Origin of the sequence: Desulforamulus hydrothermalis Lam5 = DSM 18033 (assembly GCF_000315365.1) — a bacterium.
Taxonomy (GTDB): domain Bacteria; phylum Bacillota; class Desulfotomaculia; order Desulfotomaculales; family Desulfotomaculaceae; genus Desulfotomaculum; species Desulfotomaculum hydrothermale.
In genome coordinates this window covers 317,416-331,583 of the sequence record NZ_CAOS01000013.1, presented here as the reverse complement: position 1 = coordinate 331,583, position 14,168 = coordinate 317,416, and the positions used below count along the sequence as shown (strand labels likewise).

General features: G+C 54.2%; 21 protein-coding genes. All 21 read right to left on the bottom strand.

The features are described from left to right. Positions 1-50: 50 nt before the first annotated feature. The 21 genes from flhB to flgB all read right to left on the bottom strand — a co-directional run bounded on the left by flhB (position 51) and on the right by flgB (position 13,940). On the bottom strand, positions 51-1,115 hold the full coding sequence (flhB, locus tag DESHY_RS11780) for a flagellar biosynthesis protein FlhB (RefSeq protein ID WP_008413048.1): 1,065 nt from the start codon (positions 1,113-1,115) through the stop codon (positions 51-53). Next, positions 1,115-1,882, bottom strand: coding sequence for a flagellar biosynthetic protein FliR (gene fliR / locus DESHY_RS11775; protein ID WP_048818104.1), 768 nt, complete (start codon positions 1,880-1,882; stop codon positions 1,115-1,117). Before fliR ends, flhB begins: the two co-directional genes overlap by 1 nt. Before the next feature lie 11 nt (positions 1,883-1,893). Then, complete coding sequence (gene fliQ / locus DESHY_RS11770; protein WP_008413045.1) at positions 1,894-2,163, bottom strand: flagellar biosynthesis protein FliQ; 270 nt, start codon at positions 2,161-2,163, stop codon at positions 1,894-1,896. A 64-nt stretch (positions 2,164-2,227) separates the two neighbouring features. Continuing rightward, positions 2,228-2,989, bottom strand: a complete 762-nt coding sequence (gene fliP, locus DESHY_RS11765) for a flagellar type III secretion system pore protein FliP (RefSeq protein WP_048818103.1) — start codon at positions 2,987-2,989, stop codon at positions 2,228-2,230. Next, the gene (gene fliO / locus DESHY_RS11760; protein WP_008413042.1) at positions 2,979-3,398 is read right to left on the bottom strand and encodes a flagellar biosynthetic protein FliO; all 420 of its coding nucleotides are present in this window, start codon (positions 3,396-3,398) and stop codon (positions 2,979-2,981) included. The genes fliP and fliO overlap by 11 nt, the downstream gene beginning before the upstream one ends. After that, positions 3,388-3,786 (bottom strand): FliM/FliN family flagellar motor switch protein, encoded by a 399-nt coding sequence (locus DESHY_RS11755; RefSeq protein WP_008413040.1) that lies wholly within the window; start codon positions 3,784-3,786, stop codon positions 3,388-3,390. The genes fliO and DESHY_RS11755 overlap by 11 nt, the downstream gene beginning before the upstream one ends. Before the next feature lie 12 nt (positions 3,787-3,798). After that, positions 3,799-4,290 carry a flagellar basal body-associated FliL family protein gene (locus DESHY_RS11750; RefSeq protein WP_008413039.1) on the bottom strand — a complete coding sequence of 164 codons (492 nt, stop codon included), beginning with the start codon at positions 4,288-4,290 and terminating at the stop codon, positions 3,799-3,801. A gap of 52 nt (positions 4,291-4,342) precedes the next feature. Continuing rightward, on the bottom strand, positions 4,343-5,203 hold the full coding sequence (locus DESHY_RS11745; protein ID WP_008413038.1) for a flagellar hook-basal body protein: 861 nt from the start codon (positions 5,201-5,203) through the stop codon (positions 4,343-4,345). Positions 5,204-5,284: 81 nt separating this feature from the next. After that, positions 5,285-5,644: a TIGR02530 family flagellar biosynthesis protein gene (locus tag DESHY_RS11740; RefSeq protein WP_008413037.1), complete on the bottom strand. Its 360-nt coding sequence runs from the start codon at positions 5,642-5,644 to the stop codon at positions 5,285-5,287. Continuing rightward, entirely contained in the window at positions 5,604-6,122 is a 519-nt protein-coding gene (locus DESHY_RS13350; RefSeq protein WP_008413036.1) for a flagellar hook assembly protein FlgD, read from the bottom strand. Before DESHY_RS13350 ends, DESHY_RS11740 begins: the two co-directional genes overlap by 41 nt. A gap of 12 nt (positions 6,123-6,134) precedes the next feature. Further along, positions 6,135-7,694: a flagellar hook-length control protein FliK gene (locus DESHY_RS11730; protein ID WP_008413035.1), complete on the bottom strand. Its 1,560-nt coding sequence runs from the start codon at positions 7,692-7,694 to the stop codon at positions 6,135-6,137. A gap of 27 nt (positions 7,695-7,721) precedes the next feature. Further along, a complete protein-coding gene (gene fliJ / locus DESHY_RS11725; protein ID WP_008413034.1) occupies positions 7,722-8,159 on the bottom strand; it encodes a flagellar export protein FliJ in 438 nt (145 codons plus the stop codon). A gap of 6 nt (positions 8,160-8,165) precedes the next feature. Next, complete coding sequence (gene fliI / locus DESHY_RS11720) at positions 8,166-9,488, bottom strand: flagellar protein export ATPase FliI (protein WP_008413033.1); 1,323 nt, start codon at positions 9,486-9,488, stop codon at positions 8,166-8,168. Positions 9,489-9,490: 2 nt separating this feature from the next. After that, a complete protein-coding gene (locus tag DESHY_RS11715; RefSeq protein ID WP_235695571.1) occupies positions 9,491-10,204 on the bottom strand; it encodes a FliH/SctL family protein in 714 nt (237 codons plus the stop codon). After that, positions 10,188-11,198, bottom strand: a complete 1,011-nt coding sequence (gene fliG / locus DESHY_RS11710) for a flagellar motor switch protein FliG (RefSeq protein WP_008413031.1) — start codon at positions 11,196-11,198, stop codon at positions 10,188-10,190. Before fliG ends, DESHY_RS11715 begins: the two co-directional genes overlap by 17 nt. Positions 11,199-11,210: 12 nt before the next feature. Beyond that, positions 11,211-12,098 (bottom strand): flagellar M-ring protein FliF C-terminal domain-containing protein, encoded by an 888-nt coding sequence (locus DESHY_RS14655; RefSeq protein ID WP_008413030.1) that lies wholly within the window; start codon positions 12,096-12,098, stop codon positions 11,211-11,213. 289 nt (positions 12,099-12,387) lie between these two features. After that, positions 12,388-12,522 (bottom strand): hypothetical protein, encoded by a 135-nt coding sequence (locus DESHY_RS14765; RefSeq protein ID WP_008413029.1) that lies wholly within the window; start codon positions 12,520-12,522, stop codon positions 12,388-12,390. Continuing rightward, positions 12,509-12,775, bottom strand: a complete 267-nt coding sequence (locus tag DESHY_RS14650; protein WP_008413028.1) for a hypothetical protein — start codon at positions 12,773-12,775, stop codon at positions 12,509-12,511. Before DESHY_RS14650 ends, DESHY_RS14765 begins: the two co-directional genes overlap by 14 nt. Positions 12,776-12,794: 19 nt before the next feature. Continuing rightward, positions 12,795-13,085, bottom strand: coding sequence for a flagellar hook-basal body complex protein FliE (gene fliE / locus DESHY_RS11700; protein WP_008413027.1), 291 nt, complete (start codon positions 13,083-13,085; stop codon positions 12,795-12,797). Positions 13,086-13,098: 13 nt separating this feature from the next. Continuing rightward, positions 13,099-13,536 carry a flagellar basal body rod protein FlgC gene (gene flgC, locus DESHY_RS11695; RefSeq protein ID WP_008413025.1) on the bottom strand — a complete coding sequence of 146 codons (438 nt, stop codon included), beginning with the start codon at positions 13,534-13,536 and terminating at the stop codon, positions 13,099-13,101. 5 nt (positions 13,537-13,541) lie between these two features. Further along, on the bottom strand, positions 13,542-13,940 hold the full coding sequence (flgB, locus tag DESHY_RS11690; protein WP_008413023.1) for a flagellar basal body rod protein FlgB: 399 nt from the start codon (positions 13,938-13,940) through the stop codon (positions 13,542-13,544). Between the last annotated feature and the right edge of the window lie 228 nt (positions 13,941-14,168).

The following is a 14,168-nucleotide window of genomic DNA, read 5'->3' as shown; positions in this document are numbered from 1 at the left end:
TGGCCTGCCGGGCTGCCGGAAAAGGCAGCCTTGTGGACAGGCAGAAACATCTAGAAACCCTTCTTGTTTTTTAAGCGGTACACCAGCGCCAGGATTTCAGCCACTGCCTGGTACATTTCCACCGGAATGGCCTGACCGGGTTCTACGCTGGCGTATAAAAAACGAGCCACCTCAACATTCTCAACCACCGGTACTTGATGCTGCCGGGCCACCTCTTTGATTTGCAAGGCCAGCCGGTCGCTGCCTTTGGCCACCACCACCGGGGCCTCCATGGGCGGTTCATATCTCAAGGCCACCGCATAGTGGGTGGGGTTGGTTACCACTACGGTGGCCCGGGGAACCTCCTTGCGCACCAGGTTCATCAGCAGCTGGCGCTGGCGCCGGCGCAGCCAGCCTTTAATCTGGGGATCCCCCTCGGTTTGCTTATATTCATCCTTGACCTCTTGTTTGGTCATGCGCATTTGCTTTTGAAAGGCATACCGCTGGTAAAGCAGGTCCAGCAGGGCAATGCCCAGGTAAACAACCGCTCCCCACAACATGACTTTGAGGGCCACCGTAAGCACCTGATTCAGCAGGGCAGAGGGCGGCAAGTGAAAAACGGCTAACAGGTTGGGCAATTCTCCCCTTACTGCGGCATAAACAGTCCAACCTACTATAATAATTTTTAATATCGATTTAACCAGTTCAAACATGGCGCGGCCGCTAAACATGTTTTTCAGCCCGTTCAGGGGGTTCAGCTTGTCCAAGCGGGGCTTGACGGCCTCCGGCGCCACAAGCAGGCCGATCTGGGCCATGTTAACCCCCAGCGCCACCACCGTCAGCACCAAGAAGAAAGGTATAAACACTGCAAAAACACTGACGGCAAAATCTATCAGTATCTGCACAAGGTAATTGTCCGGCTGCTGCTGATGCACAAAGCTGTTGAAATAACTGTAAAAATAAGCCCGGGTTTGGTTAAGCAGGCTGTCTTTGGCCAGCAGCGCAAACAGCCCGGCCGCCAGCAGCAGGACCGCCCCGTTGAGGTCGGCGCTTTTCGGCACCTGACCTTTCCGCCGGGCTTCCTGCAGCCGCCTGGGCGTCGCCTGTTCGGTTTTTTCCTGCGAACCCTCTGGCATCAGGCCAACCCCTTCATAAAAAGTAACAAATCCTTCTGCAAGGTTTCCAACATATATTTAAACAGGGAAGTCAGAGCCGGCAGCAGAACAGCCAGCACCGACAGTCCCGCCGCTATTTTCAAAGGAAATCCCAGTTGAAAAATATTTAACTGGGGAGCTGTTTTACCGATCAGGCCCATAGCCAGGTCGGTTATCACCAAAACAGCCACCACCGGAGCACAAATCTGCACCGCCAGGGCAAAAGTATCGGTAAAAATTCGTATCATAAGAAGCGTTATTTCTCCGTTAATGCCTGCGGAAGTCAACGGCACCAACCGGTAACTGTTTACCAGTGCCCGGATCAAGGCATGGTGTCCGTCCATGTTCATAAACAAAACCAAGGTCAGGAAAAAGAAAAAACGGGACAGCAGCGTGTTCATGCTGCCGCTTAAGGGATCCATAACCGCCGACATGGCAAAACCGATTTGAAAGTCCAGCAACTGCCCGGCCATCCTGGCAGCGTTAAAAACCAAGGTGCACACTAAGCCCAGGCCCAGCCCCACACCCGCTTCACCAAGCACAGCCAGGGCAAACTCCCAGACACCCTGCGGCAGTTCGGTGACAGCCGGCATTACCAGCGGCGTCACAAGAGCCGCCAAAATAAAGGACAGGCCGGCTTTTACCAGGGCCGGGATGCCCGGCAAGCTAAACAGGGCACAGGAAGCGACAAAGGAAGCCATGCGTATCAACACCAGAAAAAAAACCGTAATGTAAGCAAGATCCAGCACACCCTGCACCCCTAGCGGACCAGATTAGGTATTTGCTCATACAAGCGGCTGGTAAACTTTACCGCAATACTTAACAGCCAGCCGGCAGCAATCATTAAGGTAACAAAAACTGCCACCATTTTAGGCACAAAGGACAGGGTTTGTTCTTGAATCTGGGTGGTGGCCTGCAGGATGCCGATCACCAGTCCCACCAGCATGGCTACCCCAAGGGCGGGCAGGGATAAAATTACCACCATCATCAGGGCTTCCCGGGCCAGGTGCAATACATATGTCTGCGTCACTACCGCCCCTCCTAACAAAACTCAGGCGCCTGGCACCTAAGTTTTAAGTCATTCAAACTACCCCTTAGCGAAAACTCTCAACCAGGGATTTAACCACCAGGTACCAGCCGTCCACCATCACAAACAGCAGCAGCTTAAAGGGCAAAGACACCATCACCGGCGGCAGCATAAACATCCCCATGGACATCAGGGTACTGGCCACCACCATATCGATGATGAGAAAAGGCACAAACAAGATGAAGCCAATTTGAAAAGCGGTTTTCAGCTCGCTGATGACAAAGGCCGGTACCAGCACGGACATGGGCACTTCGCTGATGTTTCTGGGCTTCTCGGTTTTGGCCAAGCTAAGAAACAGCCCCAAATCCTTTTCCCTGGTCTGCCGGGACATGAAGCTGCGCAGTGGTTCGGCTGCTTTATCCACCGCCTGTTCATAGGTCAATTGGTTGGCTAAATAAGGTTGCACAGCCTGACGGTTAATATCCTGGTACACCGGCGCCATGATAAATACCGTCAGGAAAAGGGCCAGACCGATCAACACCTGGTTGGGCGGTGTCTGCTGGGTACCCAGGGCGCTGCGCAAAAAAGACAGCACCACAATAATCCGGGTAAAGGAGGTCAGCATCATCAAAAAGGCCGGCACCAGGGACAGCAGGGTTAAAAAAATCAGCAGTTTAACGCTGTCCACCACCTGCTGCGGCTGGCTGGCGGTTTCAATATTAAGGTTAATGTTAGGCAGCGGGATTAAGGGCTCGGCTGCCGCACCGCCGGGCCACATGAGCAATAAACATGCTGTCAAAATTAAGATGCTGTACCTGTTACTGTTCATCAGCCTGATCACTGGCCTGACACCCACTCCTGCTTTTTTCCTGCCGGTGCCGCCCGGGCAGGTATTGTTGTGACAACTGTTTCCACTGCTGCGCCAAAACTTTGGCAAAATCGTTCCCCGGCCCGGCAGCCGGTACCTCTGCCGGGTCGGGCAAAGCATCAAATTCTTTCAGCAAAGCAATACCCTTTTCCTGGTAAGCCACCAGGTAATAACGGCCGGCCAGCTCCACCAGGGCCAGCCCGCCTTTTGGGCCCAGGGGCAGGTATTCCACCAGCCGCAGGCGGCGGCCGCCGGCAGCGATGCCCCGGTTGCGGGCCAACCCATACTTAATGCTCAAATAAGCCAACACCAGCACCAGGGGCAGCAGGGTAATTAACTTGATAAACAACCAGAGGGTTTCACTGTCCATGGTTCACTCTCTCGCCCAGTCGTTTTGGCGGTAGGATTTTATTAATCCTGACGGCAAAATTATCGTTAACAACTATAATTTCCCCCAGGGCTGTTTTTTCCTCATTAATGTAAACATTTATTGCGTCGCCGGCAGACTTTTCCAGGTCAATCACCGAACCCACATCCAGATTCAGCACCTCACGGAATTTCATGGTCTTTTCGCCCAGTTCGGCGCTGATGGTCACCTTTACATCCTCAATATGGGCCAGGCCGGTTTTAATAGCACTGCCCGGCCGGGCTAAAGAATCCAGGGGAGAAAAGCGGACCTTTCTGACGGCCGCTTCCCCCCGGCCGGGTGTATCCTGAAGCTCACTCAGAAACTGCTCTATTTCTTTTTCCGTCATCATCTTGCATCACCCTTACTGAGTGAGATATTCCGAGAAATACACCCGGTGAATCTGGCCGTAATGGAGATTCTTGTTAATCTCATCTTTCAACTCTGCCGCCACTTTATCAATGCTGTCCGGCGGCTGCACATCCGCCAGCTTCTTCTTGCGGATAACCCGGATTATGCAGTCTTGCAAAACTACTTTGTTCTTCGAGAGTTCCTCGCCCAGCTTTTTGTTCTCTTTATTGGCTTCATATTCCAGCACCGGGGTGAGTCGCATGAAGTTGCTGCCGCCGGCATCAGCAAGGTTCACCAGCAGGCTGCCCATGCTGAAGGTTACCAGTTTTTCCGGATCCGGGCCTGCTTTGTTTGCGCCGGCCAGGGAGGCCTTCAGGTACATGTAGCCCCCGACGCCCAGCCCGGTTAAAAAGAGCAAAATAATTAATATGATCAGCAAGGTTTTAACGGTAAAGAATTTCTTCTTTGGCACCTGTGGTGCTGCTTGCTGCGGTGCTGCCGCCACTTGATACTCACCCTTTACTAATAATGTTCACCGGCTAAATATTGCTTACAGATTACCGCTTGAGCTGGATAAGTTCCTCCAGCAGGGTATCGGAGACCGTAATCACCCGGGCATTGGCCTGGTAGCCCCGCTGGGTGGTGATCATGTTGACGAATTCCTCACTGAGGTCCACGTTGGACATTTCAATATAGCCGGAGTTGATTTCGGCTTTCGCGCCGTCTGTAGCATGGTTGTTAGAGGCAATCTTTTCTGTGCCGCTGGCGGGACTGGTGGTAAAGAGGTTTTGCCCCAGTTTCACCAGCCCTTCCTGGTTGGGAAAGGTTGCCAGAGCCACCTGGGCAATAAACTCCACATCACCGGTTGTTTTATTGATGGCTGTGATGTAACCGTTTTTGTCTATACTTAAAGTACTAAGTTCGTGGGTGGTGGGGTTTATGGTAATTTTGCCCTCACCGCTGTTGGCAGCCGCCGGCTGCGTCGTACTGGGCATACCGCCGGTATAACCCAGCACCGCATACCCCCCTGAGTTAACCAGGTTATTATTTTGGTCCAGGAAGAAGATGCCTTCCCGGGTAAACATAGGATTGCCTGTTAAGTTGCCGCTGCTGTCCATAGCTTTGACAGCAAAGAACCCTTTGCCCTGAATGGCTAAATCCAGCGTGCGCCCGGTACTTTGCAGCGAACCCTGAACAAAGTTGTTGGATACACTGCCCACGTTTATGCCGGTGCCCAGTTGAGCCGGGTTGGTGCTGGTGCTGCCGGAGCGAATGGTCTGGCTGATGGCGTCAACAAAGTTGGTGCGGGACGATTTATAACCTACGGTATTAACGTTGGAAATATTATTGCCCACAGAATCCATGCGAATTTGGTGGTTTCTCAAGCCGGAAACCCCGGAGTAAAGCGACCGCAACATACAGGATATCCCCCTTCTTTTAGTTAACAATGAACCGCCTCAGTCGTTCGGCAGTTCAGCAGCCTCCTGACGGTCCAGCTGCTATTTAACGATGACAGCACTGTCAATATTGGTAAACACATGCTCCGCCATGTTTTTGCTGTCTACAGCGGTAATAATGGTCCGGTTAGCAACGCTGGCAATCAGTGCCAGGTCACCGTAAAGCACCAGCGAATCCCTGGCCCCTTTGGCCGCAGCCCTTTGCACAGCCTGGTTAATTTTGCTGAAGTCCTGTTCGGTCAGCACAATCTCTCTTTCCCGCAGCCTTTGCGCGGCATGGGCTGACAGCTTTACCTCCTGCTGCCGCCGGAACTCCTGGTGCAGCAACTCCTGAAAAGATAAATTGTTTTCCTTGAGCCTGTTAGCTTGTACCGTCTTGTTCGCCTGACTGCAGGGTTGCATCGGCAGCCGGCATTTGCTCTGAATTGTCACCGGTTGCTGCCCCTCCTTCTGTATTTTCGCCCGCGGCTTGCGTTAAGCCGCTAAAGGACACTACCTGGTCAAGGGTGTAGCTGTTATTGGCAACCCATATTTTGACCCCTTCTTTATCAACAGTTACCTTATCCACCTGGCCGCTCACAAGGGACGTATCCTTTGTCACAACCACCTGCCGCCCGATCAGAGTTGCCGCATGGTTTAATTGATTCATCTCCAACAGTTTGTTTATTGCTGTATTTAAATTAGTTAACTGCTCCAGCATGGTAAACTGTGCAATTTGACTGGCAAACTGGCTGGTATCCTGGGGACTGGTAGGATCCTGGTAACGCAGCTGGGTAATAAATAACTGCAGAAAAGCATCCTTATCCAGGGTTTGTTGGGTTTTCTTTTGTTTATCGGTTAAATAGACATTGTTGCTGCCGGCAGTATCGCTTACTTGCATCAAACCACCTCCTTACACTGTGAGATCAAGGCCTGCCATGGCAATGGCGCCCGTCCCGGTCGCTGGTGCGTTGGCGTCAGCCAACGGTTCCGCAAAATAAGCGCCGGACACCTTGTTTCTAAGGACCGCCGTCTTTTCCCAATGGGGCGACCTTTGCTGGTTGCTTTGGGAGTTTGACTGCCCTAAAAATACGGCAGCTTCACTGAGACGTATGTCCTGCTGGGCCAAAATTTCTTTTAATTGAGGGAAGGCCGCCTCGATGGCATCTTTGGCCGTCACGGTGGAGGCAATAAATTGCGCCGATAATTCCCCTTTCGACCAGGTTAGCTTAACCTGAACTTCCCCCAAATGAGCCGGCTGCAGTTTTATCCTAAGTACGGTGTGCTCGGGATTGTGCTGCAGCGTCAGGCTGCGTATCATTTCGCTGATTTTGGCCGGCAGTTGGCTTGCAGTCACCTCTTGCTGCGGCACCGGCTTGACTTGCTGACCGGTTTGCTCGGCCTGGTTGGCATTTATGGCAAAAGAATCCGGTTGGCTAACTAATGTCAATGGCTGGTCAAGTTTTGCCTGCCCAGTCAAAGGACCTTCCAAAACAGGGCGCTCGTGCCGAAGGTTTTCTTCAGTTCCAGCAATTAGAGGCATATGGTTGCTTGCCAACGTCTGATGGCTTTTTTCCCGGTTTAGCACATTGGCAACTGATACTAATTTATTGGCTTCCCCGTTGGCGGCAAGATTAACCCGGCCTGCCGCATCTGTTAAAACCGGAGCCGCAGTTGGTCGGTTCTCGTTTTTGTTATCTTGTAGCCCATTGCCAACAACCGCTTGCGGCGGCTGGTAAAACTGCGTCTTTTCGGGCATCGGCTGCTGTTTGGCTGCCGTTAAGCCATTGTGTTCAACCGTTGCTGCCTGTTTTTGCGCTGCCCCCCCTGTGTCAACAACTGACCCGTCAGCTTGACCATACCGGCCGGCAAGCGGCTTCTGCTGCACAAAACCTTGAGCAGGCGCCAAATTATGATGAATAACGCTTTGAGCCGTGTCCAGCAACCGGTGGCCGGTCAGCTCCGGTTGATTAATCGAGCTAAGTTCCTCAAAACCGGACGAGTTAATTGCCGGAACTGCCTCTGTAGCCCCGTTGTCCTTAAAGAAAGCCGCTGCCTGCATATAAATCTGACTTTGCTCATGTTTATCAGGCGGCAAATGGCCTTCTGTTTGAGCAAATGTTTGAGCAAATACAGGGGCAAAGTCCGCCTTATACTGCAGTACGGGCATATCCGGTTCAGTAAAACTGACCATGTTTTCAGCACTTTGCCGTATCACCCCTGCCCCCGGCCTGGCTTGACCGCTTATAACCGCACCCTGGTCACCGTCCCAAAGACCTGACTTAACAGACGCCGCCCCGGCTGTTTCTTCCGCCAAGGCCTGTTCTTCCCGTACGGCCGGCGCCGGTTGTGCATTGAGCAACAGGGCCAGCAACAGTTCCCCGAAGCCCTCGCCTTGCTCGTTTGACTTCTCTCCCGGCAAGCTGAACGGAATTCCCGGCCATACTTTACCTGTTTCTTTACCTATCTCCAAATTTTCACCTCCTTTCACGCACCGGTTTTATTTAACCTGGGTTCTGCCATAACCCAGGGTGGCCAGTTCATCAATTTCCTTTTGTTCTACCAGGGCTAACCAGGCCTGGAACTCAGCTGCCTGTTTCTCCTTGAGCTTTTCCAGCACCAGCCGCTCCTGGCGAGCCTGCATGGCCGACCTGCGCCTGAGCTGCAGGATTTCCTCCGCCCGCTGCAGGTGTCTTTGCTGTGTCACAATGGTTTGCTGCAGGTATTCGAGATAAAGCATCGACTGCATTTGCTCACCCGGGTTTTGCACAGCGGCGCTGTAGGACATGGTTTGCTTTAGTTTTTCCCGGGAGGCTTTTAATGCCTGCTCCCACCGGTCACAATCCTGCCGGGCAGCGGCCAGTTCCCGCAAAGCCTGTTCTTCCTGCTTAATTTTTTGCTGCAGCACCTGTTCCAGCCGGAAGTGAAATTTCGGCAAATTAATCTACCCCCTGCCCGCCAGGGCTGCCAATTGGTTTAAGGTTTCTTCGTAACTGCTGTACTCTGACGGCGTTTGTTTAAGAAAACGGATGATGCTGTCGTGTTTCTCGATGGCTTCGTCAATCTTGGGGTTGGACCCCTTTACATAGGCCCCGATATTAATTAAATCTTCCGCTTGGTTGTAAGTCGCCAGCAAGTCCCTCAGCAGGCCGGCCCGGGCTTTATGTTCCTCGGCAGCCAGTTCCGGCATCAGGCGGCTGACGCTTTGCAAAACATCAATGGCCGGATAGTGGTTGGCGGCGGCCAAACGGCGGGTTAACACGATATGGCCGTCCAAAATGCCCCTGACAGCGTCGGCAATGGGTTCATTAAGGTCATCCCCGTCCACCAGCACGGTATAAAAGGCGGTAACAGAACCCCTTTGGCCCATGCCGGAGCGTTCTAACAGCCGGGGCAGCAAGGCAAACACCGACGGGGTATAGCCTTTGGTGGCCGGCGGTTCGCCTACCGCCAGTCCTACTTCCCGCTGGGCCATGGCAAAGCGGGTTACCGAATCCATCAGCAGCATGACATCCAGTCCCTGATCCCGGAAATACTCGGCAATGGCGGTGGCCACAAAGGCCCCCTTCAGCCGCACCAGGGCCGGCTGGTCGGAGGTGGCAGCCACAATAACAGACTTGGCCAGACCTGCCGGGCCCAGGTCTTCCTCCAGGAACTCCAGCACCTCGCGGCCCCGCTCACCAATCAGCCCGATGACATTGACATCCGCACTGCCGTGCCGGGCAATCATGCCCAGCAAGGTGCTCTTGCCCACCCCGCTGCCGGCAAAAATGCCCATGCGCTGGCCCCGGCCGCAGGTGAGCAGGCCGTCCACCGCCCGTACCCCGGTGGGCAATACAGTTTGGATGCGCTGCCTTTGCAGCGGCTGGGGCGGGCGGTTGTCCACCGGAAAATCCTCGCCCGGCTCATCCGCCGCGGCATTAAAGGGCCGGCCCAGGCCGTCCAGCACTTTGCCCAGCAAATGGCGACCCACTTTGACGGTCAGCTGGCGACCGGTAGGCACCACAGCACTGCCCGGGTAAATGCCCCGCAGCTCGCCCAATGGCATGAGCAGGGAGTGCCGGTCCCGAAACCCCACCACCTCTGCTTTAACCGGCGCCGCATCCTGCACCACAATATCGCACACTTCGCCGATGCGGGCAATAATGCCTTGCACCTCAATCATCAGGCCGATAACCCGGGTAACCTGGCCTATTGGCTTAATTACCCTGGCCCGGCTGACCCTTTCTTTATAAGGGGCAAGATTAATCGCAACCTGCTCCTGCATGCTTATTCCTCCCGGCCGTACAGTGTCTTTAGCATTTCCTGCCAGCGTGTTTCCAGGGTGGCGTCCACCTGCCCCTGGTCGGTTTCGATGCGGCAGCCGCCGGGACTGACGGCATTGTCTGCCAGGATGTTTAATTCCACCCGGCCGGGCAATCCCTGCAGCAGCCGGTGGCGCTCTTGTTCCACCAAAGCCAGATCCGCCTGGTTGACATACATATTAACCAGGGGGCGGTTTTTCACCAGTTCCATACACTCCCGGGCAACGGCCATAATGGTTTGCGGTTCCACCGCCAACTGGGTCATCACCAGCCGTTCGGCAATATCCACCGCCAGATCCACCAGCTCCTGTTCCAGATTATCCAGGGTGCGCTGCCGGATGGCCCGGGCCTGCTCCAACACCTGGCGAGCCTGGCTACGAATACTGTCGGCTTCCTGCCGGGCGGCTTCCATGCCCTCCTGCCAGCCCTGCTGCCTGGCTGCCGCTTTTATTTGCCGGGCCTCTGATTGCGCCTCGGCTTGGGCTTGCGCCAGCAAGGCCGCCGCCTCCTGCTCGGCCCGGGCCACCAGTTCTGCCGCCTGCTGCCTGGCTGCCGCCAGCAGCCGGGCCGGGTCGGGCGTTTCGTCGGGCGCCGGCGGCGGCGACAGCTGCCGCAAAGGCAACACTTGATCACCCTGGTCCAGGGCAGCGCTTTTGATCACCCTAAACAAGGATAGCATCCTCCCCGCCGCGGGAAATGACAATTTCGCCCGCTTCTTCCAGCTTTCTGATGACATTGACAATGCGCTGCTGGGCTTCTTCCACTTCTTTTAAGCGCACCGGCCCCATATAATCAATTTCTTCCTTCAGCATATCAGCAGCCCGTTTGGACATATTCTTGAAGATACGGTTGTTTACCTCCTGGTTGGCGCCCTTCATGGCCAGGGCCAGGTCTTTGTTATCCACTTCCCGCAGCACTTTTTGTATGGATATGTCATGCAGCTTGACAATATCTTCAAAGATAAACATCATACGGCGCACTTCTTCGCTGAGGGTGGGATCAGCCTGTTCCAACTGCTCGAAGATGGCTTTTTCGGTGGCCCGGTCCACCCGGTTGAGGATGTTGACCAGGCACTGGACGCCGCCCACCACGGTTTCTTCGTGCTGCGCCACCGAAGCCAGTTTCTTCTCCAGCACCTTTTCCACTTCTTTGGCCACTTCGGGCGAAATCCTGTCCAGGATAGCCACCCGCCGGGCCACCTCGCTTTGCACCTGGGGATCCAGTTCAGACAAGATAACTGCCGCCTGATCCGGCTTTAAATATGAAAGCACAAAGGCGATGGTCTGGGGATGCTCCTCCCGGATAAAACTTAAAATATGCCTGGGGTCGGTCTTGCGCAGGGAGCCAAAGGGCACCGACTGCATGGTGGAACTGATTCTTTCCAAAATTTCGGAACCCTTCTGGTAACCGTAGGTTTTTTCCAGCAGTTCCCTGGCATAATTGACACCGCCGTTTAAGAGATAGTCCCTGGCCTGCAGCAAGTATATAAATTCTTCAATAACCTGCTTTTGAATCTCGTTGGGCACCTTATCCATTTCCGCAATGGCAGCGGTGATGCGTTCCACTTCCTCCTCGGTAAACTCGTGCTTTAAAAGCCTGGAAGAAATGTCGGCCCCCAGGGAGATCAGCAATATCGCTGCTTTTTGTTCACCGGTCAGTTTGTCGTAATTCATGGATCTAACCCCTTATTCCCTCAGCCATACTTTCAATACGGAAGCCACATCGTCCGGCCGTTCTTCCGCCAAATCTTTCAGCTGTTTTTGTTTGTCTTTGGGCGGCGGGATCTCCCACGCCGGTTCATCTGCTGCGGTATCCTGCGGCGGGGCTGCTGCCTCAGGATACCCCTGGATTGCCTCGGTTTGTGCCTGCAATTTTTGGCGGCGGCGCCGGCGCACCAGGAAAATTATCAGGCCCAGCAGCAATAAGCCCCCGGCGGCGGCAGCCGCCATCAAATATAGTTGCTTTTTATCCTGCTGTGCTTGAGCCGTTGTTTGGTCGCCCAGGTCATACTGGCCGCGGTCAAAGGGCATGGAAGCAACAGTAATTTGGTCGCCCCGTTGTTGATCGAAACCGATGGCGGCGCTGACAATCCGCTGCACCTGGTTTTCATCCAGGCCTTTGACGGCATCATCCACCACCACCGAGGTGGATATTCTTACCACCCTGCCGGGAGCCTGCACTACCGTGCCCACCCGGGTGCTGTTTTGATAATTTCTTGTGTCATCACTTTTTTGGTAGCTGTTTTCGCCGGCAACCTGGCCGGGAATACTTTGCCCGGGCATTTGGGCGGTTGAACCGGCTATGCCGCCGCCGCTGCCGTCGCTGCCGCTTTCCTTGATGCTGCGTTCGCTGACCAGCGGCCCTGCGGTCACTTCGGTTGTGTTGGTCTGCTGCTGGCTGAAATCCAGCTCGGCGGTCACCATGGCCACCGCTTTATTGGGTCCCAGCACCCGGGTCAGCATGGCTTGCACCCGGTTTTCCAGCTCCCTTTCAAAAGCCCGGCGTATCTGCAGCTGGCGCTCCACGGCACTGCCGGAAAACCCGCCAGCCCCCAGGTTACCGTCCTCTTTCAAGAAATCGTTTAAAACATTGCCTTCAGTGTCAATGATATGTACGTTTTCCGTCTTGTCAGCCCGGCCACACTGCCAACAATCAAATACGCAGAGGCCTTTCCTACCTCGTTCGGGTTTCGTAGTTGGTCGGCCCGGCCTTCTAACTTAAAGTACACCACCGACGGCCGAGGCGGTGCCTTCCTCCTCAATAAAAACGCTTTTCGGGGGGATCACCAGGTGTACCCGGGCTTGTTTCCACCCTTTCAACACTGGTAATGGTGGCCCGGAGTTCTTCCTGCAGGGCCCTTTGTTATGATATTTGCTGCTCAAAGTCGGTTTCCCCGAATTTGCTTTTGTCAAACAGTTCAAAGCCCTGATCCACGCCTGTTAAGACGCCGTCGCCGGCCAGCTTCACCCTGACCTCATCCACTTTATCCTTGGGCACCAGGATGGGTTGTACCCTGGTCTGTCAGCCGGTAAGGCACCTTCTGGTTGTCCAGCTGGGCTACAATCCCGCCGGCTTCCCGGGGCTCTAAACCGGCCAGTAAAACAGCATAGTCGGGACGGATAAAAACGGTAGCCAAATACAGCGAACCTGCCAGGATAACTGCGCTAACCAGAATGATTAAAGCCTTTGTTTTTTGGTTGGTTGCCTGCCACCGCTGTTTTAATTTATCCAGCAGGTCTCGAAAATTCACGTTACCACCTCAAAGGGGATTATAACTGCATGCGAGATATTTCCTGATATGCTTCGACAATTTTATTGCGCACTTCCACCGCCAGCTGCATGGTCAGCTTGGCTTCCTGCATGGCAATGGTCACCTGGTGCAAATCCTGGATCTCCCCCACCAGGAACTTTTGTACCGCTTCATCGGCTTTCAGTTCTGCCTGGTTCAATTTATCAACAGCTTTATTTAATACCCCGGCAAAACTTTCCTTGCCTGCGTATGTTTCTTTAGCAAGCATGTCCGGCGCCTGCAGGGGGATCGCCACCGGCATAACTTTCATTGCTTACAACCTCCTAGCTGCGGGAAATTTCCAGGGCCTTCAAGGCCATGCTCTTGGCTGCATTGAGGGCGGCCGCATTGGCTTCGTAGGTGCGGCTGGCAGTAATCATATCGATCATTTCGTTAACAATATTGATGTTGGGATAGGCCACATTGCCCTGCTCGTCTGCCAGCGGGTGGCTGGGGTCGTTGACAATGCGGGGCGGCGCCGGGTCTTCCACAATGGCCTTGACCCGCACCCCTAAGCCCCGGGGCTGCTGCTCATCGGCCGCCATGGTCTGCCGCAGCTGCTCGGCAAACAGGGGCATCTTGCGGCGGTACACCGGACTGGCGGGGTCGTTGGGCCGGCCGGGGGTATTCATGTTGGCAATGTTGTTGGCGATTAAATCTAACCGCAGGCGCTCGGATGTCATGCCGGAAGCGCTGATGCGAAAGGTATCAAACAATCCCATAGCTGCTACCTCCTGCCGCCGATTACCAGGCTTAGAATATTATAGCGGTCAATTAAACCCTGGCCAAGCAGGTCGTACTGAATGGTGGCGGCTGCCAGGTTGACCATTTCTTCGTCAATATCCACGTTGTTGCCGTCGTAGCGCATGGTGCTGTCCTTTACCTGCTTTACCTCCGGCTTAACCGCCGGGCCGGCCGTCCCCATATGCAGCGGGTGAGTGCCTTTAAGGGGAACGCCTTCTTTGCTCAGCGCGGCCTTGAGGCGGTCTTCAAAACTGACGTAAGACTTCTTAAAGCCGGGCGTGTTCAGGTTGGCCAGGTTGTGGGCAATTACCCGCTGGCGCAGGGAACCGGCATCCAACCCTTGTTTCAGGACATTAATGACGGGGCTGTCGAAAATATGCATGCTGTTCACCCCCGAGTAAATTTTTCTTAAAACAATCTAAAGATGCAGTTTAATTTTACGATAACATGGTTAAGGAACAATGTGGATTAAGGTTAAAAGTCTGAAAACACCGCACCATCTGATAAAATTCTACTTTCTGTAAAAAAAACCTGCCGCCGCACAGCCGGTTGTTAAAATTTTAGCGCCCCGCACCCGCTTTATGGCATTACAAATCAGCAACGGCAAACC

What these genes read in the sequence shown, in the direction of transcription:
- flhB (WP_008413048.1), bottom strand. Translation starts at nt 1,115, where the DNA reads ATGCCAGAGGGTTCGCAGGAAAAAACCGAACAGGCGACGCCCAGGCGG.
- fliP (WP_048818103.1), bottom strand. Translation starts at nt 2,989, where the DNA reads ATGAACAGTAACAGGTACAGCATCTTAATTTTGACAGCATGTTTATTG.
- fliO (WP_008413042.1), bottom strand. Translation starts at nt 3,398, where the DNA reads ATGGACAGTGAAACCCTCTGGTTGTTTATCAAGTTAATTACCCTGCTG.
- DESHY_RS11755 (WP_008413040.1), bottom strand. Translation starts at nt 3,786, where the DNA reads ATGATGACGGAAAAAGAAATAGAGCAGTTTCTGAGTGAGCTTCAGGAT.
- DESHY_RS11745 (WP_008413038.1), bottom strand. Translation starts at nt 5,203, where the DNA reads ATGTTGCGGTCGCTTTACTCCGGGGTTTCCGGCTTGAGAAACCACCAA.
- DESHY_RS11740 (WP_008413037.1), bottom strand. Translation starts at nt 5,644, where the DNA reads ATGCAACCCTGCAGTCAGGCGAACAAGACGGTACAAGCTAACAGGCTC.
- DESHY_RS13350 (WP_008413036.1), bottom strand. Translation starts at nt 6,122, where the DNA reads ATGCAAGTAAGCGATACTGCCGGCAGCAACAATGTCTATTTAACCGAT.
- fliI (WP_008413033.1), bottom strand. Translation starts at nt 9,488, where the DNA reads ATGCAGGAGCAGGTTGCGATTAATCTTGCCCCTTATAAAGAAAGGGTC.
- DESHY_RS11715 (WP_235695571.1), bottom strand. Translation starts at nt 10,204, where the DNA reads ATGCTATCCTTGTTTAGGGTGATCAAAAGCGCTGCCCTGGACCAGGGT.
- fliG (WP_008413031.1), bottom strand. Translation starts at nt 11,198, where the DNA reads ATGAATTACGACAAACTGACCGGTGAACAAAAAGCAGCGATATTGCTG.
- fliE (WP_008413027.1), bottom strand. Translation starts at nt 13,085, where the DNA reads ATGAAAGTTATGCCGGTGGCGATCCCCCTGCAGGCGCCGGACATGCTT.
- flgC (WP_008413025.1), bottom strand. Translation starts at nt 13,536, where the DNA reads ATGGGATTGTTTGATACCTTTCGCATCAGCGCTTCCGGCATGACATCC.
- flgB (WP_008413023.1), bottom strand. Translation starts at nt 13,940, where the DNA reads ATGCATATTTTCGACAGCCCCGTCATTAATGTCCTGAAACAAGGGTTG.